The 26,284-nt window shown below is 63.7% G+C and carries 30 protein-coding genes; 6 read left to right on the top strand and 24 right to left on the bottom strand.

All coding sequences use genetic code 11. From position 1 onward, the window contains the following. The first annotated feature begins 7 nt into the window (after positions 1-7). The 3 genes from WN72_RS19000 (at position 8) to WN72_RS47865 (ending at position 1,397) form a co-directional block, all read left to right on the top strand. On the top strand, positions 8-490 hold the full coding sequence (locus WN72_RS19000; RefSeq protein WP_092218619.1) for a MaoC family dehydratase: 483 nt from the start codon (positions 8-10) through the stop codon (positions 488-490). A gap of 70 nt (positions 491-560) precedes the next feature. Next, entirely contained in the window at positions 561-899 is a 339-nt protein-coding gene (locus WN72_RS47870; RefSeq protein ID WP_430640398.1) for a transporter substrate-binding domain-containing protein, read from the top strand. Next, positions 900-1,397, top strand: a complete 498-nt coding sequence (locus WN72_RS47865) for a type 2 periplasmic-binding domain-containing protein (protein ID WP_430640399.1) — start codon at positions 900-902, stop codon at positions 1,395-1,397. 280 nt (positions 1,398-1,677) lie between these two features. Here WN72_RS47865 and dhaK read toward each other — a convergent pair whose 3' ends face one another. From dhaK to WN72_RS18935, 12 genes are all read right to left on the bottom strand, one after another. After that, entirely contained in the window at positions 1,678-2,667 is a 990-nt protein-coding gene (dhaK, locus tag WN72_RS18990) for a dihydroxyacetone kinase subunit DhaK (RefSeq protein WP_092218665.1), read from the bottom strand. Positions 2,668-2,705: 38 nt separating this feature from the next. After that, positions 2,706-3,137: a hypothetical protein gene (locus WN72_RS18985; RefSeq protein ID WP_027557146.1), complete on the bottom strand. Its 432-nt coding sequence runs from the start codon at positions 3,135-3,137 to the stop codon at positions 2,706-2,708. Beyond that, positions 3,134-4,732 carry a phosphoenolpyruvate--protein phosphotransferase gene (gene ptsP, locus WN72_RS18980; RefSeq protein WP_092218621.1) on the bottom strand — a complete coding sequence of 533 codons (1,599 nt, stop codon included), beginning with the start codon at positions 4,730-4,732 and terminating at the stop codon, positions 3,134-3,136. Before ptsP ends, WN72_RS18985 begins: the two co-directional genes overlap by 4 nt. Before the next feature lie 4 nt (positions 4,733-4,736). Beyond that, positions 4,737-5,051 (bottom strand): HPr family phosphocarrier protein, encoded by a 315-nt coding sequence (locus WN72_RS18975; RefSeq protein WP_092218623.1) that lies wholly within the window; start codon positions 5,049-5,051, stop codon positions 4,737-4,739. Further along, entirely contained in the window at positions 5,044-5,430 is a 387-nt protein-coding gene (gene dhaM / locus WN72_RS18970; RefSeq protein WP_027557143.1) for a dihydroxyacetone kinase phosphoryl donor subunit DhaM, read from the bottom strand. Before dhaM ends, WN72_RS18975 begins: the two co-directional genes overlap by 8 nt. Next, the gene (dhaL, locus tag WN72_RS18965; protein ID WP_027557142.1) at positions 5,427-6,041 is read right to left on the bottom strand and encodes a dihydroxyacetone kinase subunit DhaL; all 615 of its coding nucleotides are present in this window, start codon (positions 6,039-6,041) and stop codon (positions 5,427-5,429) included. The genes dhaM and dhaL overlap by 4 nt, the downstream gene beginning before the upstream one ends. Next, positions 6,038-7,045, bottom strand: a complete 1,008-nt coding sequence (locus tag WN72_RS18960) for an ABC transporter ATP-binding protein (protein ID WP_027557141.1) — start codon at positions 7,043-7,045, stop codon at positions 6,038-6,040. The genes dhaL and WN72_RS18960 overlap by 4 nt, the downstream gene beginning before the upstream one ends. Beyond that, complete coding sequence (locus WN72_RS18955) at positions 7,038-8,135, bottom strand: ABC transporter ATP-binding protein (RefSeq protein ID WP_092218625.1); 1,098 nt, start codon at positions 8,133-8,135, stop codon at positions 7,038-7,040. The genes WN72_RS18960 and WN72_RS18955 overlap by 8 nt, the downstream gene beginning before the upstream one ends. Positions 8,136-8,141: 6 nt before the next feature. Beyond that, the gene (locus WN72_RS18950; RefSeq protein ID WP_035729913.1) at positions 8,142-8,354 is read right to left on the bottom strand and encodes a hypothetical protein; all 213 of its coding nucleotides are present in this window, start codon (positions 8,352-8,354) and stop codon (positions 8,142-8,144) included. Beyond that, a complete protein-coding gene (locus WN72_RS18945) occupies positions 8,351-9,304 on the bottom strand; it encodes a carbohydrate ABC transporter permease (RefSeq protein ID WP_027557138.1) in 954 nt (317 codons plus the stop codon). Before WN72_RS18945 ends, WN72_RS18950 begins: the two co-directional genes overlap by 4 nt. Next, entirely contained in the window at positions 9,301-10,260 is a 960-nt protein-coding gene (locus WN72_RS18940) for a carbohydrate ABC transporter permease (protein WP_092218630.1), read from the bottom strand. The genes WN72_RS18945 and WN72_RS18940 overlap by 4 nt, the downstream gene beginning before the upstream one ends. Before the next feature lie 101 nt (positions 10,261-10,361). Continuing rightward, complete coding sequence (locus WN72_RS18935) at positions 10,362-11,696, bottom strand: ABC transporter substrate-binding protein (RefSeq protein ID WP_084334102.1); 1,335 nt, start codon at positions 11,694-11,696, stop codon at positions 10,362-10,364. Between the two features lie 469 nt (positions 11,697-12,165). On the opposite strand from WN72_RS18935, the gene WN72_RS47520 reads away from it, so the two are divergent. Further along, a complete protein-coding gene (locus WN72_RS47520) occupies positions 12,166-12,288 on the top strand; it encodes a hypothetical protein (RefSeq protein ID WP_265441005.1) in 123 nt (40 codons plus the stop codon). Positions 12,289-12,305: 17 nt separating this feature from the next. Here the strand turns inward: WN72_RS47520 and WN72_RS18930 are convergent, their stop codons facing one another. The 10 genes from WN72_RS18930 to WN72_RS18885 all read right to left on the bottom strand — a co-directional run bounded on the left by WN72_RS18930 (position 12,306) and on the right by WN72_RS18885 (position 21,503). After that, positions 12,306-13,319: a formate dehydrogenase subunit gamma gene (locus WN72_RS18930; RefSeq protein WP_092218632.1), complete on the bottom strand. Its 1,014-nt coding sequence runs from the start codon at positions 13,317-13,319 to the stop codon at positions 12,306-12,308. 39 nt (positions 13,320-13,358) lie between these two features. Continuing rightward, positions 13,359-13,955 (bottom strand): formate dehydrogenase FDH3 subunit beta, encoded by a 597-nt coding sequence (gene fdh3B / locus WN72_RS18925; RefSeq protein ID WP_011088224.1) that lies wholly within the window; start codon positions 13,953-13,955, stop codon positions 13,359-13,361. A gap of 12 nt (positions 13,956-13,967) precedes the next feature. Then, a complete protein-coding gene (locus WN72_RS18920) occupies positions 13,968-16,910 on the bottom strand; it encodes a formate dehydrogenase subunit alpha (RefSeq protein ID WP_092218667.1) in 2,943 nt (980 codons plus the stop codon). 2 nt (positions 16,911-16,912) lie between these two features. Further along, positions 16,913-17,131: a twin-arginine translocation signal domain-containing protein gene (locus WN72_RS18915; protein WP_027557133.1), complete on the bottom strand. Its 219-nt coding sequence runs from the start codon at positions 17,129-17,131 to the stop codon at positions 16,913-16,915. Between the two features lie 29 nt (positions 17,132-17,160). Beyond that, positions 17,161-17,940, bottom strand: a complete 780-nt coding sequence (locus tag WN72_RS18910) for a molecular chaperone TorD family protein (RefSeq protein WP_092218669.1) — start codon at positions 17,938-17,940, stop codon at positions 17,161-17,163. A 129-nt stretch (positions 17,941-18,069) separates the two neighbouring features. Then, positions 18,070-18,687, bottom strand: coding sequence for a DUF3306 domain-containing protein (locus WN72_RS18905; RefSeq protein WP_092218634.1), 618 nt, complete (start codon positions 18,685-18,687; stop codon positions 18,070-18,072). Beyond that, the gene (locus tag WN72_RS18900) at positions 18,684-19,199 is read right to left on the bottom strand and encodes a DUF3305 domain-containing protein (RefSeq protein ID WP_092218636.1); all 516 of its coding nucleotides are present in this window, start codon (positions 19,197-19,199) and stop codon (positions 18,684-18,686) included. Before WN72_RS18900 ends, WN72_RS18905 begins: the two co-directional genes overlap by 4 nt. After that, positions 19,196-20,203 carry a DUF6352 family protein gene (locus WN72_RS18895; protein ID WP_092218638.1) on the bottom strand — a complete coding sequence of 336 codons (1,008 nt, stop codon included), beginning with the start codon at positions 20,201-20,203 and terminating at the stop codon, positions 19,196-19,198. The genes WN72_RS18900 and WN72_RS18895 overlap by 4 nt, the downstream gene beginning before the upstream one ends. Continuing rightward, complete coding sequence (locus WN72_RS18890) at positions 20,200-20,739, bottom strand: DUF6505 family protein (RefSeq protein WP_092218671.1); 540 nt, start codon at positions 20,737-20,739, stop codon at positions 20,200-20,202. Before WN72_RS18890 ends, WN72_RS18895 begins: the two co-directional genes overlap by 4 nt. A gap of 8 nt (positions 20,740-20,747) precedes the next feature. After that, the gene (locus WN72_RS18885) at positions 20,748-21,503 is read right to left on the bottom strand and encodes a biotin/lipoate--protein ligase family protein (protein WP_167381072.1); all 756 of its coding nucleotides are present in this window, start codon (positions 21,501-21,503) and stop codon (positions 20,748-20,750) included. 151 nt (positions 21,504-21,654) lie between these two features. Here WN72_RS18885 and WN72_RS18880 point away from each other — a divergent pair, with 151 nt between their 5' ends. Both WN72_RS18880 and WN72_RS18875 read left to right on the top strand, forming a co-directional pair. Next, positions 21,655-23,625: a 4Fe-4S binding protein gene (locus tag WN72_RS18880; RefSeq protein ID WP_092218641.1), complete on the top strand. Its 1,971-nt coding sequence runs from the start codon at positions 21,655-21,657 to the stop codon at positions 23,623-23,625. Between the two features lie 4 nt (positions 23,626-23,629). Beyond that, positions 23,630-23,923, top strand: a complete 294-nt coding sequence (locus tag WN72_RS18875; protein ID WP_244553921.1) for a hypothetical protein — start codon at positions 23,630-23,632, stop codon at positions 23,921-23,923. Positions 23,924-23,937: 14 nt separating this feature from the next. Here WN72_RS18875 and WN72_RS18870 read toward each other — a convergent pair whose 3' ends face one another. Both WN72_RS18870 and WN72_RS18865 read right to left on the bottom strand, forming a co-directional pair. Continuing rightward, positions 23,938-25,230, bottom strand: a complete 1,293-nt coding sequence (locus tag WN72_RS18870) for a c-type cytochrome (protein ID WP_092218643.1) — start codon at positions 25,228-25,230, stop codon at positions 23,938-23,940. Between the two features lie 622 nt (positions 25,231-25,852). Beyond that, the gene (locus WN72_RS18865) at positions 25,853-26,056 is read right to left on the bottom strand and encodes a hypothetical protein (protein WP_092218645.1); all 204 of its coding nucleotides are present in this window, start codon (positions 26,054-26,056) and stop codon (positions 25,853-25,855) included. Positions 26,057-26,284: the final 228 nt, after the last annotated feature.

Genomic DNA, 26,284 nt, shown 5'->3' with positions numbered 1-26,284 from the left:
AATCAGCATGGACACGAGCGCTCCCATCAATCTCCGCTACGAGGACATCGCGCTCGGCGCCGAGTTCGAGACCGCTGCGCATACGGTGACGGAGGCAGACATCGCGACCTTCGCCGACGTCACGCGCGACCATCATCCGCTTCACATCGACAGAGGCTACGCGCGCTCCCGCGGCTTTCCCGCCGTGATCGGCCACGGGCTGTTTGGCCTCTCGCTGATGGAGGGACTGAAGTCTGAGCTGAAGCTGTATGAGGGGACCTCGGTCGCCTCGCTCGGCTGGGACGAGGTGAAGTTCAAGGGCCCCATCGTCGCCGGCGACACCTTACGCGTCCGCTTCCGCTTCGTCGAGAAGCGGCCGACCAAAAATCCGGAGCGCGGCATCGTCGTCGAGACGCTCGACCTCCTCAACCAGCGCGACGAGGTGGTAACCGCGGCGCGCCACATCTCGCTGATCCTGACCCGGCAAGCCGACGCGACGGCGCCCACATGACGAGACATTGAAGAAGACGCGGACCGGAGAACGGCTCCTCTGCCACCCACGATTTGATCGGAGTATTCAGATGCGACTTCCCAAAACCTTCTCCGCCCTCGTCCTTCTGGCCGGCCTGACGCAGGCCGCCGGCGCTCAGACCTGCACGCCGAAGGTACCGGCGTCGAGCCTGATCGAGGCGCCGAAATGGCAGATGTCGATCAACCCGACGCTGCCACCGCAGCAATTCGTCGACGACAAGGGCGAGCTGCAGGGCCTCAATGTCGAGCTCGCCCGCGAGATCGCCAAACGCATCTGCATCGAGGCGGTGTTCCTGCGCATGGACTTCCCGCCGATGATCCCGGCGCTGCGCTCGGGGCGGTTCGATGCCATCAACACCGGCCTGTTCTGGACCGAGGAGCGCTCCTAGATGCTCTACCTCGTGCCTTACGCGCAGCAGGCGATCAGCATCTACACCGATCCCTCCTCCAGCCTGAAGCTCGAGAAATTCGAGGATCTCGCCGGCCGCGTCGTCGGCGTGGAATCGGCGACCTACACCGAGCGCAAGGCGCGTGAGTTCAGCACGGCAATGGAGGCCAAGGGCCTCAAGCCGATCGAGCTGCGCACCTTCACCACCGTCACCGCCACCTCCGCGGCGCTGCGCGCCGGGCAGCTCGAGGCCGCGCTCAACATCAACGAGACCGCCAACTCGCTCGAGCAGAAGGGCATCGCCAAGATCTGGGTCCGCGACATCGCCGGCACCGACATCACCTTCGCCTTCCGCGACAAGCAGCTCGCCCAGGCCGTCGCTGATGCCCTCACCGCGATCCGCGCCGACGGCACCTACGACAAGCTGTTCGACAAGTTCGGCATGACCAAGCTGAAGGCGACCACGTTCGCGATCCGCGGCGACGGGCCGACGAATTGACAAGCCCGCGCTGCCTCATGTGCGGCAGCGCACATACGACACAAGAACGTGGCCTAATGAATTCGTGCACCGGAGGCCGCTCTTCAAGCTGACAGGATTCTAAGGCTTGCGAAGCCGTCGACGCATGTCGGTCGCGGACAGCGCCTGAAGTGCGACATCCAGCTCGATCTTCTCGATCACGTAACCAACGTCTCGCCCATGCCGAGAGCGAAAGTCCCGAACATCTGCCCCCTCGGGAGTATCGCTTTGTCGTTCATGGTTGATTCTTCGTTCCCGTCCATCAGATACCCCAGCGTAGCGCGGCGGTATGCACCGGCGCATCCCACAATTCCCTTGACTGGCTGTCCAGCACGGAGACGGTGATCGAAGCACCAGCCATGTCGAGCGACGTCACGTAGGAACCAGTCAGGAAACGCGTGGCCGTGATCCCCGCTCCGTCCAGAATGCGCTTGGCGCTGTTGGCCATCAGATAGAGCTCGATCAGCGGCGTCGCGCCAAACCCGTTGATCAGAAGAAGCACTTCACTGCCCTTGCTCGGCGCGAGATCGCCCAAAATCGCGTTGAGCATCTCGGCAGCAATCGCATCGGCAGAGCCCAGCGGCACCCTGCGGCGTCCCGGCTCGCCATGAATGCCGACACCCATTTCCATTTCGTCGTCACCCAGGGTGAAGTTCGGCCGACCCGCCGCCGGAACGGTGCACGGCAGCAGCGCTACGCCCATCGAGCGGGTACGCCGGTTGATATCATCGCCAAGCGCCTTGAGAGCGGCGAGCGGCATTCCCTTCTCGGCAGCGGCGCCGACGATCTTTTCCACGATGAGCGTGCCTGCGACGCCGCGGCGACCGGTCGTGTAAGTCGATTTCTCGACCGCGACGTCGTCATTGGTCACTACGCTCTCGACATCGCGTCCGGCCATCTCGGCGGCCATGGTGAAATTCATCACGTCGCCTTCGTAATTCTTGACGATGAAGAGCACGCCAACCCCGGTGTCGACGGCCTCCGCCGCCTCGATCATCTGATCCGGCGTCGGTGAGGTGAAGACCTGGCCCGGACAGGCGGCATCGAGCATGCCGTGGCCGACAAAGCCGGCATGAAGCGGTTCATGGCCGGAGCCGCCGCCCGAGATCAGCGCGACCTTGCCAGGCTTCAGGTTGCGGCGGCGCACGAACTTCCTGTCGGCACCGAGCAACAGGATATCGGCATGCGCAGCCGCCAATCCGTCGAGACTCTCTTCGAGCACCGTGTCGGCGCTGTTGATCAGCTTTTTCATGGCGTCCTCCCCGTGATCTTTTTTGCGTTTCGAATTGGTCAACCGATGCTTTCGGCGTAGCGCGCGAGCTGGGCAGCGAAGTCGACGATGAGCTGCTCGAGCGCGCGATTTTTCTTGTCGTCGCCGAGATCTGGCACCGTCACGGTCACAACACGCGTGCGCGCCTCGCGGTGGGCGCCGCGCAGCCGCCCCGGATGCGCGCGCCCATAGGCTTCGAGGAAAGCGGCACGCTCCGCACCTGCCAGATGGCAGACCTCGAAGATAATCGGGACATGCTTGGCCGGGATCGGCACCAGATAGGCCGGATTGGTGATCTGGCTGACGAATGACCGATTCTTGCCGAGCGCCGCCGCGAGCTTCAGCCGCGTCCCGGACGGCCGGTTGTCGAGCGCCCGTCGCAAAATGAGCTTGTAATCCGCGACATTGCTGTCGCCCGGCCGACTTGTGTCTTCGCCTGCGTCGTCACTCATGCGGTCACCCTGGCAATGGCGGCCTTGAGCCGCGCCACCGCAATCGGCGAGACCGACAGAGTCGTCAAGCCGGTCGCCAGCAGCGCCTTCGTCAAACGCGTGTCCGCCGCGGCATCGCCGCAGAGCGAGACCTCGACACCCCGCTTGCGCCCGGCCTCGACCGTTCGCGCGATCAGCGCGAGCACCGCCGGATGGCCGGCATCGTTGAGGTCGGCGACAGCGCCGATATCGCGTGCCGCAGCCATTGTGTATTGGGTCAGATCGTTCGACCCGATGGAATAGAACGCCGCGCCGAAGTCCTCTGCGCATAACGCTGCGGATGGGACCTCGACCATGATGCCGAGCGGCGGCCGGGCACAAGCGATGCCCTCTGCGCTGAGGGCCGCAAATTCGACGTCCATCATGGCATTAGCCCGGTCGAGCTCCGAAGGGATAGCGACCATCGGCAGCATCACCTTCAGCGTCCCATGCACGGCCGCCCGGCACAGCGCCCGCAACTGCACGCGAAACACCTCCGGCCGCGCCAGCGAGAGCCGGATCCCGCGCAGGCCCAGGAATGGATTGCGCTCGCCATCGACCGTCACGCCGGGGATTGGCTTGTCGCCGCCAGCATCGAGGGTGCGGATCGTCACCGGCCGTCCTGCGGCCCACTCGAGGATGCGGCGGTAGACGGCGTATTGCACGTCCTCGCCGGGCAGGCCCCTCGATCCTTCAAACAGAAACTCGGTGCGCACGAGGCCGATGCCGTCGCAGATTGCGGGATCGAGACCCGCAAGATCTTCGGGTGCGGCAACATTGAGAAGGACGGCGATGCGCCTTCCATCGGCCGTCAGCGCCGGCTTGAGGCGGCCCGCGTCGGCAGCGATCTGTGCGGCACGCGCCTCACCCATGCGCTGCTCGAACAGGCGGCGCGTTTCCGGCTTGGGATCAAAGATCACGCGGCCGGCATCGCCGTCGACCAGAGCCAATGACGGCGGCTGTCCGTTCCACGGTAATGGACCTAGTCCAACCACCATGGGGGCGCCGCGCGATCGCGCGAGCATCGCGACATGCGACGATGGCGATCCGCTAGCGAGCGCAATGGCACCGCCGCGGGTCCAGTCCACAGCGAGGAACGTCGACGGCGAAATATCGTCACCCGTGACGATGGAATCTCCGGAGATTTTTGCGATCGTGTTTGCGCCGTTCAGCCCTGCGAGCACGCGATCGCGAATGTCGACGAGATCGGCGGCACGGGCGCGGAAATACTCCTCATCCGCCGCGCGATAGCCGGCGATCTCCGCATCGAGTGCTGCGCGCCAGGCCTCATCGGCAGCCGTACCGCCCGCAACAGCCTCGTAAGCCCCCTCCGCGAGCGCATCGTCACCGAGCATCGCGACCTGGAATTCCAGGATCTCCGCGGCCTCGCCATGAACCTTCGCGATCAGTTCGGCAAGCTCGGCTGCTGCCCCCTCGATCGCTGCCTTCAGCGCTGCGGCCTCCTGCGCGGGATCACCTTTCGTCACCCTGCTCGCCACTGCACTCGTCAACACGGCGACCGGGCCGATGGCGAGGCCTGGCGAGGCGGGATGGCCGGTGAGGTGAATCTCGCCCACGATTCTACGCCTCGCCGAAACCGTCATGCACCAGCGCCAGCATGGCCGCGAGCGCCGCCTCGCCATCAGGGCCGGCAATGCGGAAATGCAGCGTTGCGCCTTGCGGCGCTTTCACACGCATCACCTTCACCGGACTCTTGGCGTCGGTCCAGGGCCCCTCGGCTGCAAGCGCAACTTCGATCTTGGCGACAAACCCTTTCGCGCATTGCGTGAGCTTCACCGACGGCCGCGCGTGCAGGCCGACCGGATTGACGAGGACCGCCGAAGCGGTCAGCGGCACAAACGTCTGGGCCGCCCGGTTGGCGTTGGCATCATGCATAGAATTCCTCCGCACTGCGCTTGACGGCGGCAAGCGATGAGCCGCCCGAAGATTCGGTCGCAGCGATCACGGCCCCCTCGACCACTGGGGCATTACAGACCAGCACGCGCGCGCGCCGGTCTTCCGGGAGCATCTCGACCGCCATCTCCGAATTGGTTTCGGCACCGCCGAGATCGACGAGGATCGCTACACCCGCCGGTGACCAGGCCGTCTCGATCGCCTCGAGGATTCCCGCAACATTCGTACCTAGGCCACCATCGACATCGCCACCGGTCCAGGCGAGCGGCACTGCGTCCCCGACCATCTGGCGCACCATATCGGCCGCGCCTTCCGCGATCTTCGGCGAATGCGACACGATGACAATTCCGACGTTGCTCATGTATTGACCTCGAGCTCGAGTGTCTCAACTGCTGCGCCGATCAGAAGCGACGCCGAGCGCGAGCCCGGGTCCATATGACCGATGGAACGTTCGCCAAGGAACGATGCGCGGCCACGGATGGCCTGCATGGGCGTGGTGCGATCGGCCGCTTGCACAGCCTCGGCCGCGATTGCCTTGGCATCACCGCCTCCCGCGAGAACCGCGTGCACCGGCACCAGGACATCGAGCAGCGTCTTCTGTCCTGCCTCCGAACGGCCGCGCGCCTTGACGGCCTCGATTGCCTTCTCCGTCGCCGCGACCAGATCGGTCCGGCTCGGCTGCTCCGGAAGGGCCTTGCCCAATTCCATGAAGAAAGTTCCGACCAACGGCCCCGACGCACCGCCGACCTTCATCACCAATGTCATTCCGATCGCCTTCAGCATTTCGGGGAGCGACTTGTCAGCAAGGCCCGGCAATGCGGCGAGCACCGCCTCGAAACCGCGTTTCATGTTCAGCCCGTGATCCCCATCGCCAATCGCCTGGTCGAGGCTCGTCAACTCGTCCGCATGCTCGATCACCGACGCCGCCAGCGCTCGAACCAATCTTTCCCTGGCTACCCGATCAAGGCTCATGCCGCTACCCTCCAGCCCTTCGCATCGAAAAATAGCGGTTTATTCAAACGCAGCGACACGACGTCTCCGGCGCCAAAACCCGCCTCGGGATCCGCCAGGGTCACGACCGGTCGACCCGCGAGATCGAGATGAAGGTGGCTCTGGTCGCCGAGATGCTCGACCCGCTTGACGGTTGCCGATATGTCGCCGCCGCCGCGCGCAATCGTCAGGTGCTCGGTCCGCGCGCCAATCGTCTCGACGCCGACGGGCGCCCCCGCGAACAGCGCCGCCGGCAGCAGATTGATCGTCGGCTGGCCCAGCCTTGCTGCGACATGCGCGTTGATCGGGTTCTCGTAGATTTCCCGCGGCGTGCCGATCTGCATCAGCCGCCCGCCTTCGATCACGCCGATGCGCGAGGCCATGGTCATCGCCTCGGTCTGATCGTGGGTGACATAGAGGATCGTCGCGCCGAGATCGACCTGGATCCGCTTGAGCTCGAGGCGCAGCTCGCCGCGAAGCTTGGCATCCAGCGAGGAGAGCGGCTCGTCCATCAGATAGATGGAGGGCGAACGGACCAGCGCCCGGCCGATCGCGACGCGCTGCATCTGGCCGCCCGACAGCTGCGTCGCCTTGTTGTCCAGCTTCGTCTCGATATGAAGCAGGCGCGCCACCTCCTGCACCTTCGCGCGGATATCGGCTTCGGGCACGCGGCGGGTCGGCGCACGCAACGCGAACGCCATGTTCTCGAACACGGTGAGGTGCGGATACAGCGAATATTGCTGGAAGACGAAGGCAACATCGCGGTCCGCCGGCGCATCGCCGGTCACGCTGCGCCCGTCGATGCGGATCGAGCCAGAATCCGGCTGCTCCAATCCAGCGATCAATCGCAATGCGGTGGTCTTGCCGGCACCGGTCGGCCCGAGCAATGCCACGAACTCACCGTCGCCAACGGTCAGCGATAGATCACTCAAGGCTTGAGTCTTGCCGAAGGCCTTGGAGACGGCATTGATCTCGACCTCAGCCATGCGCGCCTCCTTCATGCAGCGCGGTGCGGATCGCCCGGCCGGATGCCTTGTCGAAGATCGACAGCGTATCGGGCCGGAAATCGAGCCCGACAGTCTCGCCGGTCCGAAACGATTTGCTGCTGGGTGAGCGGGCCTTGAGCGCGCCGTAGTGCGTCGTCACGGTCACGATCTGCGTCGTGCCCAGATATTCAGTGCCATAGACCTCGCCGCGCACCATGCCACGATCGGTAAAACGCACATGCTCGGGCCGTACCCCGAGCACGAGCTCGCTTTCCGCCATGGCCTCCCGCGCCGCAGGAATTGCGACGTCACGCTCGCCGAGCCGGATCGCGTCTGCACCGGTCTGCAGGCCGCCACGGAACGGCAGGAAATTCATGGGCGGCGAGCCGATGAAGTCGGCGACGAACAGCGAAGCCGGCCGGTCATAGATGTCGCGCGGGCTCGCCACCTGCTCGACGACGCCGTTGTTCATCACAGCGATCCTGTCGGCCATCGCCATGGCCTCGAGCTGGTCATGGGTGACATAGACAGTCGTCGCGCCCAGCCGGTCATGCAGGGCCCGCAATTCATGAATCATGGCGTCCCGCATCTCGGTATCGAGCGCGCCGAGCGGCTCGTCCATCAGGAAACACTTTGGCTTGCGCACGATCGCCCGGCCCAGCGCAACACGCTGCCGGTCGCCGCCGGCAAGGCCGGAGACGGAGCGGTCGAGAAGGTGCGAGATCCGCAGGATGCGCGCAGCCTCGACGACCCGTCGATCACGCTCGGCCGCGCCGACGCCCTCGCATTTCAGGGGAAAGCCGATGTTGCGCCGGACATTCATGTGCGGATAGAGCGCGAAGAGCTGGAACACGAAGGCGATGTCGCGCGCCGATGCGCGGTTCATCGTCACGTCCTCGCCATCGAGCCGGATCGTGCCCGCCGTCGGCAGCTCTAGGCCGGCGATCATGCGGAGCGTCGTGGTCTTGCCGCAGCCGGACGGTCCGAGCAAGCAAAGGAACTGGCCGTCCTCCACCGTGAAGCTGGCGGACCTGACCGCATGAAACGCACCGAAGGATTTGTCGAGCACCTCGACCTTGATCTGTGCCATCGCGCGCTACTCCCGGACCTTGGACACGATGGTGAACATCACCGTGCCGAACAGGGTCGTCGCAAACGACCAGGAGTACAGTGTCAGAGACAAAGGCTGCATCAACATCACGACGCCGGCGGCGATGATCGTCGTCGCGATGGCTTCGAGCGGGCCGCGGCGCAGAAGGCGGTCCGCAAGACCGCGACGCGCAATGGATGGAGTGGCGTCGATGCTCATTTGCGGACAGCTCCAAAAGTGATGCCGCGCAGCAGATGCTTGCGAAGCAAGACCGTGAACACCACGATCGGCACCAGAAACAGCGTCGTGCCGGCGGCCACTGCGGGCCAATCTTGCCCACCCTCGCCGATGATGATCGGAATGAACGGCGGCGCCGTCTGTGCGTTACCCGAGGTGAGAAGCACCGCGAAGGCGTATTCGTTCCAGGCGAAGATCAGGCAGAAGATTGCGGTTGCCGCGATTCCCGTGGTGGCCTGCGGCAGCACCACCTTCACGAACGCCTGGAAGCGGGTGTATCCGTCGATCATCGCGGCCTCTTCGTACTCACGCGGGATTTCGTCGATGAATCCCTTGAGCAGCCAGACCGCCAGCGAGACATTGACCGAGGTGTAGAGCAGGATCATCCCGAGCCGGGTGTCCGACAAGCCGATGGTGCGGTACATCAGATAGATCGGGATCGCGACCGCGATCGGCGGCATCATCCGGGTCGACAGGATGAAGAACAGCAGGTCATCTTTCAGCGGCACGCGAAACCGGGAGAAGCCGTAGGCCGAGAGGGTACCCAGAGCAACGGCGAGCACGGTCGAACCGAACGCAATGATCAACGAATTGACGAAGCGCGGCACATAGTTCGAGGGGCCGGCGACCACCATGTTGCGGCTGCGCGCGATGTCATCGCACAGCCCTTGCGGCGGCCCCAGCGAACGGATGAATTCCGGCGTCTGGCGCGAGCGGGTCGTGAACAGGTTGCAGAAGCCTTCGAGCGACGGCTTGAACATCACCTTCGGCGGATAGGAGATCGCATCGTCAGGCGACTTGAATGCGGTGAGCATGATCCAGACCAGCGGGATCATGGTGATGATCGCGTAGAGCACGACGAGCGAGCCGGCAAAGCGCCGCGTCGTGGCCGACGGCTCGACGACTGAATGGGCTGTGGTGGCTGATGTCATCGGCTTTTCACCTTGTTCAGCGCCTTCACATAGATGTTGGCGAGTCCCAAGACCGTCACGAACAGGATGATCGCGAAGGCCGAGGAATAGCCGGTGCGCCAGCTCTCGAACGCCGCCCGCTTGAGCGTGATCGAGGCGACTTCCGTGGTCGATCCCGGCCCGCCGCCGGTGAGCAGATTGACCATGTCGAACATCTTGAAATTCTCGATGCCGCGGAAGAGCACGGCCAGCATGATGAACGGCAGCGCCATCGGCAGCGTGATCGACCAGAACTGCCGCCATTTCGACGCACGGTCGACCTCGGCCGCTTCGTAGATGTAATCGGGGATCGAACGCAGGCCGGCGAGACAAATCAGCATCACATACGGCGTCCACATCCACGCATCGACGATGACGATGGCCCAGGGGCTCAGCGTGACGTCGCCCAGCATCTGGAAGGACGAGGCTGCGCGGCCGGTGAAGAAGGCGACGACGTAATTGAACAGGCCGATCTGGGGCTGGTACAGGAAGGTCCAGAAATTGCCAACGACGGCCGGCGAGAGCATCATCGGCAGCAGGATGATCGTGGTCCAGATGCCATGGCCGCGGAATTTCTTGTCGATGAGGTAGGCCAGGCCGAATCCGAGGACGGTCTCGATTACCACCGTCCAGATCACGAAATGCGCGGTCACCTGCATCGCCGCCCAGATGTCAGGATCGGTCAGGATCGACTGGTACCAGTCAGCGCCCAGCCAGATCGTCGGCACGTTGGCCCTGTTCGCGCGGTAGTTCGTGAACGACAGATAGATCGTCCAGAGCAGCGGGAAGATGTTGATCGCCAGCAGCAGCACGATCGTCGGCGTGATGAAGAGCCAGGCAAGCGTCCTGTCCGACAGGCCCCGGATGCGGCGCGCCACGCCTGGCCGGACCATGACGGCCCGATAGGTGATCCGCGAAGAGGCACTCAATTCGTTCATTGCGTGAACCGATCCTGGCACCCGGCGTCGACACTGCGACGAATTCCGGTCATCTCGAAGGAAACCCGGAGCGCGAGCGCACGCGCTCCGGGCAGCTTGCATCAGAACTTCTTGCCTTCTTCCTTGAAGATCGCCTTCCAGTCCTTCACCAGACCGTCGAGCGCTTCCTGCGCGGTGCCCTTGTCGGCCACCACATAGTCATGCACGCGCTTCTGCTCGGCTTGGAGCAGCTGGGCGTAGGAGGGCTCGGCCCAGAAGTCGACGACCATTCCCATCGACTGCAGGAACTCCTTGGCGAAGGGCGCGCTGTTCGGGAAGCTCGGGTCGTTCAGCACGGACTTGGCGCAGGAATAGCCGCCGAGCGCCCACCACTTCTTCTGGACGTCGCCGCCGGAGAACCACTTGATGTATTGCAGCGCCTCGGCCTGGTTCTTGGAGTAGGAGACCACCGAGATGCCCTGTCCGCCGAGCTGCGTCGCTTGCGCGGCGGGACCGGCCGGGTTGACGAAGAAACCGATCTTGTCGCCGCCGACATTCGGATCCTTGTAGAGGCCTGGGAAAAACGCGAAGAAATTCATCTGCAGCGCGACCTGGCCGGACTTGAAGGCATCAAGCCCTTCCGACATGTAGGAGTTGGAGGCGCCGGGCGGCGTGCAGCACTTGTAGAGCTCCTTGTAGGCCTCGAGCCCCTTCACCGCGCTGGCCGAGTTCACGAACCCATCCATCGCATAGGGCTTCTTCGGATCGTCGTATTTGAAGCCGTAGTCGTAGAGGTAGTTCGAGACGCCCATGGTGATGCCTTCCGAGCCGCGCTCGGTATAGATCGAGGCGCCGTAGACCTTCTTGCCGTCGATCTCGCGGCCCTGGAAGAATTGCGCGATCTCCTTGAGCTCATCGAGCGTCTTCGGCACGCCGATCTCGCGGCCGTACTTGGCCTTGAAGTCCTTCTGCACGTCCGGCCGCGCGAACCAGTCCTTGCGATAGGTCCAGCCCACCGCATCGCCCATCGCCGGCAGCGCCCAGTAGTTCGGTGTGTTCTTCGGCCACTCGGAATAGCCGACCACCGTGGCCGGCATGTAGTCGTCCATGCTGATTCCTTCCTTCTTGAAGAAATCGTTGAGCTTGACGTACTGGCCGTTCTCCGCGGCGCCGCCGATCCATTGTGAATCGCCGATGATGAGGTCGCACAGCGAGCCGTGCGAATTGAGTTCGTTCAGGAAGCGATCGGCGTAATTGGTCCACGGCACGAATTCGAACTTCATGCCGATACCCGATTTGGCGGTGAAGTCCTTCGACAATTCGACCAGCGCGTTGGCGGGATCCCATGCGGCCCAGCACAGCGTGATAGTCTTGCCTTGCGCCTGCGCGGGCGTGGTGCCCGCTCCGACGCCGAACGCGGCGCCAACAGCCCCGCATGCCACTACAAGCGTCTTCATCGTTCGTTTCATTGCACGTTCCCTCCGAGTGGGCCGGCCATCGACATGGCGCGGCTTTCCTACCCGCTCGAGTGCTTCGAGCAGAGCGACACAGTCCATGACGAGCTGAACAACTAAACTGGCGTTTCCTCGCGCCGCCCGGATTCTATAGATCCGGCAGGCTCGATTTGTTTAGTAATGCACCATTTACTAAACATTGCAAGCGCAGTTTGCTGGTCGTCCGCTCGGCCGATTGCAATTTTCTCGTCACGAGCTGATCGCTGTTGCGGACAAGCCGGCGCGCCGACGGAGCAAGGGCGATCACCAGGTCCAGGTGATGGTCGCGAGCATGATTGCTCTGGATGAATGGCATCGACCCGTGAGCAACGGTTGGAGTAAGCGCTCGACTTACGGCCCGCATTGGTCTGCTTAAGCGCAGCGTTTATTCGCGGTCAAACGTGCTGTATAACGCCTGCAAGGAGGGATCGCGATGAAGGCTTTCATCCTTGCCTGTATTGCGACGATCGTCATCGCAGTGGTTGGAGCTGCCGCGCTCAATAGCGTACAGGAACCCGTCGCTGAGGCCTTTGCGACGACGGGCGTACGTCTTTAGGCAACGCTCCGTCAGCTCTATTCGGCTGCGGACGTAGCATGGCGAGGCTGCGGCCGAGAATCGTTCGGATCGCTCCGTGCCAACTCCTGGTCGAGCCACAGGCTATGGTGCTCGCGCGCCCAGTTGACATCGACCTCGCCTGATCCCATCGCCTCGAAGGCACCTTCCATCCCGATCGTGCCGATGTAGATGTGAGCGAGCATCGCGGCGATAAACAGCACGGCCACGACGGAGTGAACGATCTGGGCAATCTGCATGCCCTCGATTCCCGTCAGGTAGAACGGGAACATGAGCAGATACCCGGTCGCAGCGACGAGGCCACCGCCGATCACGACGATCCAGTAGATCCCCTTTTGACCCGCATTGAAGCGGCGAGCCGGCGGATGATCGTGACCGATCAGGCCGCCTCCGCGCTTGATCCACTCCACATCCACCTTGCTCGGGATATTGCCGCCGATCCACATCAGAAAGATCAGCACGACGCCGATCGTGAAGGGAAAGCTCAGGTAGTTGTGCGCGAATTTCGCCCATTGCGACCATTCCGAGAAGGCGTCAAACCCAATCAGCGGAAGCAGCAGCGGCCGACCGAACGTGACGTTCAATCCCGAGATCGCCAGGATGATGAAGCAGGTCGCAGTCATCCAGTGCACGAAACGCTCAAATGTGTTGAATCGCACGATGGTGCGGCCCGATCGTCCGCTTTCGAGACGGACCATGCCGCGCGTCAGATAGAAGATCACCAGCACCGCCAGCATGCCGAGCATGGCAACGCCGCCGATCCACCGCAGCGCGACGTTGCGGAATTCGCGCCACTCGCGGCCAGCCGGTTGCATCAGCACGCTGGAGCGCTGGTCGGGAATGCTGACGCGCCCCTGGATCCGGTCCATCTCCTGCAGCAATTGGCGCTCGTTGACCGAGCTCGCCGTCGGGTTGACCTGCTGGGCCGCTGACGGCGCCGGAACTGCCATGACCAACAGAAGCAACGCCCACGCGCCGATGGCTGGTCGAATGAACCTTGCAAATGAGGACATCTGCTCCTCCCGGCATTTGTGCCACGGCGCGTGGCGCCTTCAGGACTCGATTGTTTCGCGATAGGCGGTCTTCCAGCCCCACGCGCCTGAGCCATAGCCACGCTTCAGCACGCGCTCCTTGTAGATCTGGGCGATGATCTCGCCGTCGCCGGCGAGCAGCGACTTGGTCGAACACATCTCGGCACACAGCGGCAGCTTGCCCTCGGCCAGGCGGTTCGCACCGTATTTTTCGTATTCCTCCTTGCTGCCATCGGCCTCGGGGCCGCCGGCGCAATAGGTGCATTTGTCCATCTTGCCGCGCGAGCCGAAATTACCAACCTTCGGATATTGCGGCGCGCCAAACGGACAGGCGTAGAAGCAGTAGCCGCAGCCGATGCAGAGATCCTTGGAGTGCAGGACTACGCCATCGGCGGTGGTATAGAAACAGTTCACCGGGCACACTGCAGCGCACGGCGCATCCGTGCAGTGCATGCAAGCCATCGAGACCGATCGTTCGCCCGGCTTACCATCGGCGATGGTGACGACCCGGCGGCGGTTGATACCCCAGGGGACCTCGTGCTCGTTCTTGCAGGCCGTGACGCAGGCGTTGCACTCGATGCAACGGTCGGCGTCGCAGAGAAACTTCATACGTGCCATCGTCGTTGCTCCCTATGCCGCCGCGATCTGGCAGAGAGTGACCTTGGTCTCCTGCATGTTCGTCGCGGGATCGTATCCGTAGGTGGTGATCGTGTTGGCGCTTTCACCGAGCACGATCGGGTCGGTGCCCTTCGGGTAGTTGCCGCGGAGATCCTTGCCCGCAAGCCAGCCACCGAAGTGGAAGGGCATCCAGGCGACCCCCTTGCCCACCCGCTCGGTGACGAGTGCCTTCATCCTTGCCCGTGAATTGTTCTCGGCACCGGTGACCCAGACCCAGGCACCATCCTTGACGCCGCGGTCGGCGGCGTCGGTAGGATTGATCTCGATGAACATGTCCTGCTGCAATTCGGCGAGCCACGGGTTGGTCCGGGTCTCCTCGCCGCCGCCCTCATATTCGACCAGGCGGCCGGACGACAGGATGAGTGGGAACTGTTTCGCAATTCCCTTCTCCACTGCAGCCTTCTGCACGGAGAAGCCAATATTCGGCACCCGGAACTGCTTGGCATCGGGCAGCGTCGGATATTTGGCAACGAGATCGACGCGCGGCGTGTAAATCGGCTCGCGGTGGACCGGGATCGGATCGGGCAAGCCGAATGCATTCATGCGCGCCTTGCCGTTGCCGTAGGGGACGCAGCCGTGCGCCAGCGCGACGCGCTGGATGCCGCCCGACAGGTCGAGCGACCACGACACCGCGTCCGGAGTTGCGGGGTTGACCTTGTTGATCACGGCCATTTCCGCTTCGGTGAGCTCGGTATCCCAGCCGAGCTTCTTCAGGCTGGCGAGCGTGAATTCCGGGTAGCCGTCCTGGATGGCCGACCCTAGCGAGTACGAGCCATCCGCGAGCAGGCTGACCTTACGCGTCGTGCCGTCCGGCAGCTTCTCCTCGCGCTCGATGCCAAACCGCGGCCGGAACGTGCCGCCGCCATCCATTACATGCAGATTGGTATTGTAGAGCAGCGGCGTGCCGGGATGCTTGACCTCCGGTGATCCCCAGCACGGCCAGGGCAGGCCGTAATAATCGCCCCCGACCTCGGGATCGTCCCTGGGTGCCCGCATGGTCAGCATGTCGAACTTGGCTTGGTTCTTCATGTGCGCCTTGAGGCGCTCGGGCGATTGCCCGCAATAGCCGGTCGACCAGCTGCCGCGGTTCATCTCGCGCAGTACATCTTCTGCTTCAGGAAGATTGTTCTCGACCTTGATCTTCTTGAACATTTGGTCGGCGAAGCCGAACTTCTTCGCCAAGAGGTAGATGATCTCGAGATCATCCTTCGACTCGAAGATCGGCTTCACGATCTGCTCGCCCCATTGCAGCGAGCGGTTGGAGGCGACGCGCGAGCCCTTGCACTCGAATTGCGTGGCAACCGGAAGAATGTAGACTCCATCCTTGCGTCCCGCCTCGACTGCGAGCGAGGCCCAGGTCGTCGGATGCGGATCGGCGATGACGAGCAGCTCGAGCGCCTTCAGGCCATTAAGAGATTCAGGGATACGGGTGATGCTGTTGGAGGCGTGTCCCTGCACGAATACCGCCTTCACACTGTCCTTCTGCGCGATCTGATCCTTCGGCAGCGTCACCGCCTCGAACCAGCGGGTCAGCGGAATGCCGGGGGCTTCCATGATCTGCTTGGAGTCGAAGCGAGACTTCAGGAAGTCATAATCGACCTCCCAAACCCGCGACCAGTGCTTCCAAGCGCCCTCGGCGAGGCCGTAGTAGAACGGCAGCGTGACGATATCGAGCCCGACGTCGGTCGCGCCCTGGACGTTATCGTGGCCACGGAAAATGTTGGCTCCCATGCCCGCTCCGCCGACATTTCCGGTCATCAGCAGCAGGATGCAACTGGCGCGCACATTGGCGGTGCCCACGGTCTTCTGGGTCTGGCCCATGGCCCAGATCAGCGTGGCCGGCTTCTCGGTGGCAAACATCTTGGCGACGCGCTTGAGCTGCTCGCCGGGAATGCCGGTGACACGCTCGACTTCGTCCGGAGTCCACTTCTCCACTTCCTTGCGGAGATCGTCGAACCCGTAGACGCGCTGCCGGATGAATTCCTTGTCTTCCCAGCCGTTCTGGAGGATGTGCCACATCATGCCGTAGAGCACCGGGATGTCGGTGCCCGGCCGCATCCGCACATATTCCGTCGCGTGCGCGGCCGTGCGCGTCAGGCGCGGGTCGATGACGACGAAGTTGGCCTTTTGCAGTTCCTTTCCCTCAAGCAGGTGCTGAAGCGAGACCGGATGCGCCTCTGCCGGATTGCCGCCCAGGATGACCTGCGTCTTCGCATTACGGATATCATTGTAGCTGTTGGTCATCGCGCCGTAGCCCCAGGTATTGGCGACGCCGGTGACGGTGGTCGAATGGCAGATGCGAGCCTGGTGATCGGTATTGTTGGTTCCCCAGAATGCGCCGAGCTTGCGGAACAGGTAGGCGCCTTCGTTCGTCATCTTGGCCGAGCCGAGCCAATAGACGGAATCGGGGCCCGACTTCTCACGTACAGCTTGAAGTTTGTCGCCGATCTCGTTGATCGCGGTGTCCCAGGACACGCGGGTCCATCGCCCGTCTACCAACTTCATCGGATAGCGCAGTCGCCGCTCGCTGTGCACGAGCTCGCGCACGGAGGCACCCTTGGCGCAATGCGATCCGCGATTGATCGGGGAATCCCAGCTCGGCTCCTGGCCGATCCATACCCCGTTCAGGACCTCAGCCGTCACCGTGCACCCAACCGAGCAATGCGTGCAGACGCTCTTGCGGACGGTCGCGCCTGCGGCGAGCGGACCGGCCATCGCCGCTTCCGCCTTGCGCACGCCGCCGACCGGCAGCGTGCCGAGCGCGGCGAGCGCGCCGCCAGCAAGACCGGATTTGCGCAAGAAGCTGCGGCGGTCGAGACCGCCGGCCTGCCCCGCAAGGGACACGGCAACGGAACCATGGCGCAAGGAACGCTCGTTTGTTCGCTTGATCAGCACGGTCAACCTCCCTTGGCCGGATAACGATTGACGCGATAGAAGGCCTTGATGTGATCGGTTTCCTTGTAGCGCGCCTTGCGCTTCTCATCGCTGGTCTCGCTATCAGCCTGCGCGGACCCGACCAGCGGTGCCGCGAGCGTCGCGCCGGCGCCGACCGTGCCGACGCCGACCTTGCGCAGGAAATCGCGACGCCCGACTGTGGTTTTCTCGTCTTCACTCATCGCATCTCTCCTGGACCTGCCGGTGCAGGTCAGTTGGCGAACGTGAATGCTTCCCTCTCGATCTCGATAAAGGCGCGGCCGAGCGCGCCGACCGCACGATAGAAGATGGCGCTCTCAGCGCGCTCGATGTCGGCGAACAGCTGCCCTATCCAGGACCCGACATGCTTGTCAAAGAACGCGCGCTGCTCCTCGAACGACGCCGGGAAGCGCCCTCCCGCGAAGCCCGCCATGATCTCGCACAGGATGGCGGCGTGATCTTCCGGCTCCGAATTATTCGCGGCGCGCTCGATTCCGGACGCGGCGAGATCGGCGCGCAGGCGCGACAGCGGCCGCTCGTTGAGGAATCCCGTCAGGTAGTAGGAGGCATAAGGCAACAGCTCGCCGCGGCCGAGACCGACGAACAGATCGAAATGTTCGCGCTCGACCTTGGCTGCGACTGCATTGGCGGCGGCTGCGGCCAGCCCGGCATGCGCGCACCCGAGCGGCGTCGCATCACCGTTCAATGCGGCCAGTTGATCGAGCAGCCTTCTAGACGGTGCCGCGGACAAGAGCGTCGCGAGCAGCAGATATTCTCGCGCACGCGCCGCATCGACGGGTTCAATCAGCTCTTCGGACACAAGCGGCTCGCTGTACAGATCGGGCCGCAAGTCCTGGCGCGATACGCCGGTGGCCGCTTCGACCGCCATCACCCGTTGTGCTGGCACCTTGCTCCAGTTCGAAACGGAGGGTTGGCTGATGCCAATTTTGCGCGCGAGTCCTGCAACGCCGCCAGCGGCGCATATGGCTCGCTCAAGGCCATCATCACGCACGTGGACCTCCATCCAAGTCCCGGGTGCTGATTTTGCTTTCGCTACAAAGCGCTAGACCAAGCGTAGTCCCGGCCCAACTGAGGGTCAATCGCCTCCCCATAGTCTGAGGCTATAGCCGTTCGTCGGAGCCTAGCGAGGCAGCGCTCCGCCATGGGTGCGGCGAGGACTCGACGGCTGTTCGCCTCCAGTGCTTTCAGCCACCGTTAGTTGCGATGCAGCAGGAACAGGTGAAGGCCGGGCTTGCTCGGCGACGATCTCAACACTCGATCTCTCGACCTGCTGCAATTCCGGCGAAGAATCCGTGACTTCAACCGGAGTCTCAGGCAGCGTCTCGGCTGCCTTGCTGAGGCCGCCGAAGATTCTGTCCACGAACGCGGCCAGTTCTGCTTCCGAGCAATCCAGTGGGCCAAAGCCCGGCATTGCGGTCGGATCGTTGAAGTCCCAGGCGTTTTCCGCAAGCCCGATGAAGTCGCGAATGGCGGGATCGGCACTCCAGGCGCGACGAAGCGCCGCACGTGTCAGCTCCTGCGGAATCCCCGTGCGCAGGAATTGCCTGATGTCCGTTACGGACGTGATCGCGTCGATCGAAGGCAGGCTCGAAAGGTCAAACTCTGCTTCGTCGTTTTTCACGGCAGGCGGTGGTGCCGACTGCATGTCGTCGGGCATAGCCGGATCGGGTTGCCGAGCGTTCGCCTTTGCTTCCTGCTTGCGACGGGACCAGCGCGCCAGGAACTTATCCTCACTCATTCGTGTCCGCCTTTTTGCTGCCGGCTCGCCAGCGCTTCCGGATCGGCCTGCCGCCGCTTGCGTTTGAAGAATTCCCGTTCGACGTGGTGCTCGGCAACGACTCTTTCAATCTGCTCACGCAGCGCTTCCGGCATGGGAACGGCCTCGACCAGGTTCGCGCCGGACTCCGTGAACGCCTCGCCTTCCGCAGGATCGACGGTGGCGGCAGCCACCGAATAGGGCCAAGCGCCCTCCGCAGGCGACAACACGGTCCAGATGCTCGGGCTACCCGAAGCGAGATTGTCGCGATAGCGCGCCGTCTCGGAACTGTAGAGATCGACCGTAGCACTGCCGGCATAGAACAGCGTTCTGCCGCTCTCTTCGCGCAGAACCGTCCAGGGCTTTGTGTCCGGCTCGTCCGGCAGCACGGCGACCGCGCGCCAGACAAAGTCAGTCCACGGCGAGTCCGCCTTGTACCGCTCGACCACGATGCCGACGGGGATGCACACAAGCGGCAGCGCGGCCGGGCTCACGTCACCATCTCCAGGTGCTTGATCGGCAGCCCCGTCAGCAAATTCTGCGGCTTCATCCGGAGTTGCTGATCGGAGTTCATCGACAGAATGAGATAGACCGGCTCGCCCTGCATCTCGTCCGCGACTGCACTCGTGTCTGCAAACGTCAGGCTGAACAATGCAAGCACACGGCCGGCGCTGCGGTCGTCGAGTTGTTCGCCATGCCAGAGGCGGTCGCCGAGCCTGGTCGCATCGGCGTCGAGCCCAACATACCAGGTGAGCCGCGCATCACGCAGTTCGCGCAGCGGCTCGATACCGACATCAATCCCGAGCAGATGGGAGATCCAGCGCGTCATCGCCCGCGCCAACGCCCATGGCCCGCGGCCGCCCGCGGTGAGATCGAAAGCCATGTCGAAATGGTCGCTTCGGTGCCAGTAGTCGTCGACATTGCCCTCGCCCAGGACGTCCAGCTCTGCATCGGTCACGGCCCCGAGCATCGACATCAGCGAGAGCACCGGGGTCGGGCTCCGCCCACCGACGACCTCCTCGTCGCCGAGCAGTAGGGCCCCTTCTTGCGGCAGGATGCGCTGCTGGCGGAAGAACAGCTCGGCCGCGCGCAGCACGAACGGGTCATCGCAGCCATCCAGCGCATTGCGCAGGATGACATGCACGAGTTGATTGACGAACAGCGGCGGCAAACCGTTCGTCCCCGACCGGACGGCTGCAAGATAGGCGGCTTCCAGGGTCCGATGTCTCACCAGGAGATCGCGAACGGCAAGCACGAGCCGCCAGTTCTCCCGGGCATCCGCGTCAACGATCGCTGCGATTTCATCCACACTGACCGCCCGGCGGGGAGCAACAAACAACTCGCGGTGCAGGCGCCGCTCGACCGGGCATGCGTCGTCCGGCGGAATCAGCTCGGGCCGGACGAAATAGGCCTTCAGGAACTCGTCGGTGACGCAAAGCCCGCCGCCCGCCTCGCGGTCGAGCAGATGATGGCCGCATGCGATCCAGAAATCATTCATCGATTCTGCGGCTCCCGGCCCATCTCGGCAAGCCTGACATTGCTGTCAGGTTCGACGTCATCCTCGGCTTCCATGAACGAGAACGCCTTGCCGTGCCCCTGTCCCTGCCGCAGCTGCAGCCTGCGGAACGACTCGCGGATTTCGCCGTCGCTCACCGAGCGGTGGACGGCAATGAGCGAACTGATCGGATGCGTGCAGAGCGACTGCACAAAGACGACCTCCTCTTCGGCGGCCGTCCGCGCGGTTGCGGGATCCGGCGCGCTGAAACGATCGATGAGTTGCCCGGCGAGGAGCTCGATCAGCGCCCGGCAGTCGCTTTCCGTTGCCGGCACGATCTGCGCCAGTGTCGACCAGCCCCAGGATTGCACCCCAAGGAGGCCGCTGCGGAACGTCGCGCGCGCCTTGCCGCTCAAAGTCGCCGGATCCTGGTCGCAGAAGCGGAACGCGCCGGAGACGACCCATTCGCCGGGCTCTGCCGCCGCGTCGAACACGAAGGTGTCGGAGGGATCGAGCGCTATGGCGCGCAGCAGTTTCAGGGCTCTTGTCACATCCTTGGCCCTCCGAGTTTCGGATCGAGCCAGGATGGTGCGGCGAGCGCTTTGACGAGCTCGCTCCGCTCAACCCTGCCGGTACCGACGTGACGCGCGAAGAGGTCGCCGCCCTCGTCGATCCTCAGGACGGTTCGCCGCTCATGGGGAACCCGGCTGAGATAGTCGCGTGCGACGCTGTCAAAGCCATCGACCTGCCAACGATCGATCACCCGCATCAGGTGCCGTGCAAAACTCTCGGTCACCTGGTCGGCGCCCGCTTCGCCGAACCCCTCCTCATCCAGCGCGGACGCGAGCGGACGAACGCCGGGTCCCTGATCGGCCATGGCGACGGTCCGGATCATGGCGCCAAACACCAGCCATGCGGGCCGCTCAGTCTCGCGCGCGGACGATGGCCACCCCATCCGCCCTCCTCCGACGAGCCCGCCGTCGATCTCGACGGAGCCGGGCCACCCGATCACAACCGTCTTGTTGGGCGGCGCATAGGCGCGAAGAGCGTCGGTGAGTGCGACCATGCCGGCGTAGAACGCGCGCCGCGCGGTGCTCAAGTTTTCGCCGGGCTCGAGCACCACGGCGAATTCGGCGAGATCGAACCGCCCGACATACACCAGTGTGCCGGCGCCGTGCTTGGGTGCAATGCGGCAAGCATGGGCAAAGGCGTCTCCGCTCTCGCGCAACCGGACGAGCGTGAAGGGCGGCGGCAGATGGATCGGTTCCGCCAGGGAAACGTGGCTGGTTGGGGTCGACCGCAAGGCCGTCCTCCACTTTCCTTTTCTTCCCGATAGTGAAAATCTATACGAGGTGCAGGAACGGCGCGAGTCCGTAAGTCGGCGCCGCACTGACGGAGGGATTCACCTGGACCAGCCAGCGAAGACCGTCCTGATCTGCTCGTGCGAAGACACGATGCGTCTTGACACGGCTGCGATCCAGCGGGGATGCCCCAACTGCGAGATCAGAAGCTTTCGCCATCTCTGCGGCGCGGAGCTCGATCATTTCCGCAATGCGGCAAAGGCGGATGGTCCGCTGACGGTCGCCTGCACGCAGCAGGCTGCCCAGTTCACCGAAGAGGCCGGCGACCTTCCCAACGGGATCACTTTCGTCAACATCCGCGAGACGGCGGGCTGGTCGCACGACGGCGCCAATGCGGGTGCGAAGATGGCCGCTCTGCTGGCGGCCGCCGCGATTCCCGCACCCGACTATCCGCTGGTCACATTGTCGAGCGACGGCATCGTCCTGATCTATGGACGCGACGAGGCCGCGATCGAAGCCGGGCGGCTGCTCGCAGACCATCTCGATGTCACGGTGATGCTCAGGCAGCTGACAGACGTTACGCCGCCTCCCGCGGCAGTGTTTCCGATCGTAACAGGCACGATCCGCAACGCGCGGGGACATTTTGGTGCCTTCGAGCTCACGATCGACGACTACGCACGACCGCGCCCCTCTTCGCGCGACCACTTCGTATTCGAGGCCCGGCGCAACGGGGCGACCTCGCGTTGCGATCTGGTGCTCGACCTCTCCGGCGAGCCACCGCTATTTGCCGCGCACGACCTGCGGGACGGCTATCTCCGCGCCGATCCGAGAGATCCCGCGGCGGTGCTGCGCGCGGTGCTTGCCGCTCGCGATCTCGTCGGAAGTTTCGACAAGCCGAGATATATCGACTTCACACCCAGCCTCTGCGCGCATTCGCGCTCGAAGCTGACCGGATGCCATCGCTGCCTTGACTTATGCCCTACCGGCGCGATTGCGCCGGACGGCGACCATGTCGCGGTCAATGCAGAAGTCTGCGCAGGTTGTGGGCAATGCGCGGCCGCCTGCCCCACAGGAGCTGCATCCTACGCGCTGCCGCCCGCAGACACCCAATTGCAGATCCTTCGCGCCATGTTGCTCGCCTATCGCGAGGCCGGCGGCACCCATCCGGTGCTGCTGTTGCACGACAGCCAGCACGGCACGCCGCTGATCGATGCGCTCGCCCGTCATGGCGACGGATTGCCGGCCAACGTGCTTCCCCTCGCCGTCAACGAGTTGACGCAGGTCGGCCTGGAGGCCGTTATCGGCGCATTCGCGTATGGCGCGGCGGCAGTGCGGTTCCTCCTACGCGCCAAGCCGCGACACGGCGTGTCCGGACTTTTGCAGACGATCATCATGGCCGAGACCATCCTTGCCGGGCTCGGATTTGACGGCCGCCGCGTGGCCACGATCGAAACCGACGATCCCGACACCCTGGCTGACCAACTGACGGGGATGGGTTCCCTCGCCGGTCTCGAGAATCCAGCGACTTTCCGGACAGTCGGTAAGCGGGGCGATCTGCTCCGCTTTGGCCTGAGTGAATTGCATCGTCTCGCGCCAAAGCCGGTCGACGTGATCGCCTTGCCCGAGGGTGCACCGATCGGTGCAATCACCGTTGACGCCGGCGGTTGCACGCTGTGCCTGTCGTGTGTTTCTGTCTGCCCGACCGGCGCGCTTCGCGCCGATCCTGAGCGTCCCGTCCTCAAATTCGTGGAGGACGCCTGTGTGCAGTGCGGTCTGTGCGAGAGCACCTGTCCCGAGAAGGTCATCACGCTCACCCCGCAGATCGACTTCCGGACCAGGCGCGCGCCGGCGCGCGTGATCAAGGAAGAAGAACCGGCCCTTTGCGTTCGCTGCGGCACGCCTTTCGGCGTGAAGAGCACCATCGATCGGATCGCGACAAAGCTCGAGGGGCGCCATTGGATGTATCCCACCGGGGACCGCCGAACCGAAGCCTTGCGGATGTGCGCCGATTGCCGCGTCATTGTCATGAGCGAAGAGCAGTTCGATCCAATCCAGGACGTTCCGGAACGCGCACCACCACGGACGACGGATGACTATCTGCGTCAACGCGAGAAAAAGGAATAGCCGCATGCCTCGTTCCATGATGGGTGTTGCGACCTGCCTTGCCATCACGGCCCTTGCCGGCACGGCCGTCGAGGCCGCCGCCCTCACCAAGGTGGAAAAGGTCGCGCTCAAACGGGCGATCGTCGCCTGCAAGGCCGAGGCCAAGGGCAAGAAGATCAAGTGGCTGTCACGCCGGAAATACGTCAACCAATGTGTCGTGACGGCGCTCAAGGAACATCCCAGCATCGACGTCGCCCGCATGCTCAAGGAGAACCCGGAGCTAACAAACATTCCCGTGGAGCAATGGCCGGGGTATTAGAGCGTTGTTGCCAGCTATTTCGACGTCGCACGCGCCAGAAAGTCCGTGAGCGCGCGGCGGTCCTCGGCCGAACCGATGTGCTGCTCCGGCATCTTGGTGCCGGGTGTGTAGGCGTTCGGCCCGATCTCGAACAGTCTTGAGACGGTCTCCGGCGTCCAGACGATATCCATCGACTTGAGCGCGTCGGAGAAGTGATAGCCCGGAAGCGAGGCGATCTTCCGGCCGAAGAGTCCCGCAAGCGTCGGCCCGGCACGCTGCACCTCAGCCTCCGACAATGTATGGCAGGCGACGCAGGCCCTGAAGATTTCGGCGCCGTGATCGCCGGCATAGGAAGCGAGCGGATCCACCGGTGTACCCAGTACGCTCGACCCGATCGCCGCTCCGGTCAGCGCATTCCAGCGCCTGATCTTGCCGTCGGCACCGCCAGTCAGGAGCGTGGTACCATCGGGCAAGAACGCAACCGACCAGACCGGCGCCCCGAACCCAGCGATCGTGCGCATCACGTTGCGCGCCTTGCGATCGACGATCGCGACGGTGCCGTCAATCGCCCCTGCGGCGATCAAAACACCGTCTTGCGAGATCGCCAGCGCCACGATCGGCCTGGCGCCAACCATGACCTCGCCGTTCACCTTGCCATCGGCGGTCATCATGCGCAGCTTGCCGTCTGCCGCACCGGTGACGATTTCGCCATCGGGCGCGATGGCGAGCGCATTCAGCGGCGCCGGCATCGTAACGATCTCGGGGCTGCCGCCCGGCAGAGGCCAAATGCACACTGTCAGATCGTAGCCAACGCTCACCAGCGTTTTCCCGTCGGGAGCAAAGGCCACGCCGTTCACGCCTTGCGAGTGACCTTCCAGCACGCTCATCCCACCGTCGGACAGCGATGAAATCCGCACGGTGTGGTCCCACGAGGCGGATGCCAGCTTCGATCCATCGGGTGAAACGGCGAGCCCGACAATGGGTCCCGTATGACCGACGACAACCATATCTGGTTGCAGCCGACCCGGCGTCCAGACAGCAATCTGGCCGTCCGCACCAGCCGTTGCCATTCGTCCATCGCCGAGGAAGGCAGCCGCATTCACCGCACCCGAATGGAAGCGAAGGACCTGCTCGGCGGACTCGGTTGCGAGGGACCATCGGATCGCGGCAGTGTCGAAGCTGCCCGACAAGATTGTCTTGCCGTCGGCTGAAACGGCGATCGCGCGAACAGGCCCGCCGTGCCCCGCCAATTGCGCCTGCGCAGGCAGCAGCGGGAGGAGCAGCGATGCCGTCAGAAGGGCGGTGGCGAGACGCAATGTCAAATCCATTGGCCGTCGGAGACAGTCACGGCGAAGCGCCCACCGTGCCATTCTGCCCGGCTTTCGCGCCACGGCCAAATGCCGGACGTCCGTCAATTCCGGCATCGATCGATGGCCGACAGGCTTGGCCTGTGGGCAAGCGCGCATCCATTTGATCCAGCTCAACGAGGGTAGCTCGTGTTGGGTTCCAGGTGCGACAAGCGGCGCCTTGAATGGCGATCTACGCGGTCGCAGTCTTCCCAAAGGCGCCTCACAGACCGAGGCCGGATATGCAAATACACCTGAAGGCCTATTTGCAGCTCATCTCGCGGTTGCGGCACTTTCGCGCGTTGCCGCCGCGAAATCGTGATCCCGGCACGCAGCACGCGTCGCCACTCCTGGTCTACGTCGTCGCAGTGTTAGCCCTCCTCCTGGCTGCCCTTGAAGTCGACGTCCACCGCGCGCGGCTTCAATCCGTGGGGCTGGTTGGCGACCCCATCGGGATTGCCCCGATTTTCATGAGTCCTTGAGCAGTGCTTGCGACAGTCGCGCCCCGGCCAGCCGCTTGGCGCGTCGAACCTGCTCGAAGGCATACGAGCCGACCAAGTCGTCCGGTTCGATCACTATCAGTTGAGACGCGCTGGCGCTGTTCTCACTGCGGTGTCTCCCTTGGAAACACAAGAGATCGATCTGCGAAATCTTCAACCGGCAATTTGTTTCGTTGCATTTGCATCCCTTGCAAAGGGGGCATCCCTGCTACCGATGTGCGACCCGCCGGTAATGGATGCGATGCCATATTCGCCGCAGCGACGAAAACGGCCAGCCCGGCCAGGCCAGAGATCATCAGAAGCTTCATGCGAACCTCCAGCGGTTCTACGAGAGTCGAAGCTCTGACTAGTGCAAGAGTCGAAATCCCCGTGTGAGATCCCTCACATCTCTCTTTCTCTTGATCATCGTTGCGCCGGCTGCCCTTCGCGCCAGTCAGGATCCGCTATAGCAGGATGCCTATACACTCTGCTCGATTGCGGCCGCCCCTAGTGGCGACGCAGATGGTCGGCGGCAACAAGCGTTCACTGCGTCCTGG

The organism is Bradyrhizobium arachidis, assembly GCF_015291705.1.
GTDB classification, from domain to species: Bacteria; Pseudomonadota; Alphaproteobacteria; order Rhizobiales; family Xanthobacteraceae; genus Bradyrhizobium; species Bradyrhizobium arachidis.
This window is presented reverse-complemented; position numbering and strand designations above follow the sequence as displayed.

What these genes read in the sequence shown, in the direction of transcription:
- WN72_RS47865 (WP_430640399.1), top strand. Translation starts at nt 900, where the DNA reads ATGCTCTACCTCGTGCCTTACGCGCAGCAGGCGATCAGCATCTACACC.
- WN72_RS18950 (WP_035729913.1), bottom strand. Translation starts at nt 8,354, where the DNA reads ATGAGCATCGACGCCACTCCATCCATTGCGCGTCGCGGTCTTGCGGAC.
- dhaM (WP_027557143.1), bottom strand. Translation starts at nt 5,430, where the DNA reads ATGAGCAACGTCGGAATTGTCATCGTGTCGCATTCGCCGAAGATCGCG.
- WN72_RS18895 (WP_092218638.1), bottom strand. Translation starts at nt 20,203, where the DNA reads ATGAATGATTTCTGGATCGCATGCGGCCATCATCTGCTCGACCGCGAG.
- WN72_RS18870 (WP_092218643.1), bottom strand. Translation starts at nt 25,230, where the DNA reads ATGGATTTGACATTGCGTCTCGCCACCGCCCTTCTGACGGCATCGCTG.
- WN72_RS18930 (WP_092218632.1), bottom strand. Translation starts at nt 13,319, where the DNA reads ATGTCCTCATTTGCAAGGTTCATTCGACCAGCCATCGGCGCGTGGGCG.
- WN72_RS18880 (WP_092218641.1), top strand. Translation starts at nt 21,655, where the DNA reads ATGCGTCTTGACACGGCTGCGATCCAGCGGGGATGCCCCAACTGCGAG.
- WN72_RS18915 (WP_027557133.1), bottom strand. Translation starts at nt 17,131, where the DNA reads ATGAGTGAAGACGAGAAAACCACAGTCGGGCGTCGCGATTTCCTGCGC.
- WN72_RS18955 (WP_092218625.1), bottom strand. Translation starts at nt 8,135, where the DNA reads ATGGCACAGATCAAGGTCGAGGTGCTCGACAAATCCTTCGGTGCGTTT.
- WN72_RS18945 (WP_027557138.1), bottom strand. Translation starts at nt 9,304, where the DNA reads ATGACATCAGCCACCACAGCCCATTCAGTCGTCGAGCCGTCGGCCACG.
- WN72_RS18960 (WP_027557141.1), bottom strand. Translation starts at nt 7,045, where the DNA reads ATGGCTGAGGTCGAGATCAATGCCGTCTCCAAGGCCTTCGGCAAGACT.
- dhaK (WP_092218665.1), bottom strand. Translation starts at nt 2,667, where the DNA reads ATGAAAAAGCTGATCAACAGCGCCGACACGGTGCTCGAAGAGAGTCTC.
- WN72_RS18905 (WP_092218634.1), bottom strand. Translation starts at nt 18,687, where the DNA reads ATGAGTGAGGATAAGTTCCTGGCGCGCTGGTCCCGTCGCAAGCAGGAA.
- WN72_RS18975 (WP_092218623.1), bottom strand. Translation starts at nt 5,051, where the DNA reads ATGCATGATGCCAACGCCAACCGGGCGGCCCAGACGTTTGTGCCGCTG.
- WN72_RS19000 (WP_092218619.1), top strand. Translation starts at nt 8, where the DNA reads ATGGACACGAGCGCTCCCATCAATCTCCGCTACGAGGACATCGCGCTC.
- WN72_RS18865 (WP_092218645.1), bottom strand. Translation starts at nt 26,056, where the DNA reads ATGAAGCTTCTGATGATCTCTGGCCTGGCCGGGCTGGCCGTTTTCGTC.
- WN72_RS18940 (WP_092218630.1), bottom strand. Translation starts at nt 10,260, where the DNA reads ATGAACGAATTGAGTGCCTCTTCGCGGATCACCTATCGGGCCGTCATG.
- WN72_RS18985 (WP_027557146.1), bottom strand. Translation starts at nt 3,137, where the DNA reads ATGAGTGACGACGCAGGCGAAGACACAAGTCGGCCGGGCGACAGCAAT.
- WN72_RS18935 (WP_084334102.1), bottom strand. Translation starts at nt 11,696, where the DNA reads ATGAAGACGCTTGTAGTGGCATGCGGGGCTGTTGGCGCCGCGTTCGGC.
- WN72_RS47870 (WP_430640398.1), top strand. Translation starts at nt 561, where the DNA reads ATGCGACTTCCCAAAACCTTCTCCGCCCTCGTCCTTCTGGCCGGCCTG.
- WN72_RS18875 (WP_244553921.1), top strand. Translation starts at nt 23,630, where the DNA reads ATGCCTCGTTCCATGATGGGTGTTGCGACCTGCCTTGCCATCACGGCC.
- dhaL (WP_027557142.1), bottom strand. Translation starts at nt 6,041, where the DNA reads ATGAGCCTTGATCGGGTAGCCAGGGAAAGATTGGTTCGAGCGCTGGCG.
- fdh3B (WP_011088224.1), bottom strand. Translation starts at nt 13,955, where the DNA reads ATGGCACGTATGAAGTTTCTCTGCGACGCCGACCGTTGCATCGAGTGC.
- WN72_RS47520 (WP_265441005.1), top strand. Translation starts at nt 12,166, where the DNA reads ATGAAGGCTTTCATCCTTGCCTGTATTGCGACGATCGTCATCGCAGTG.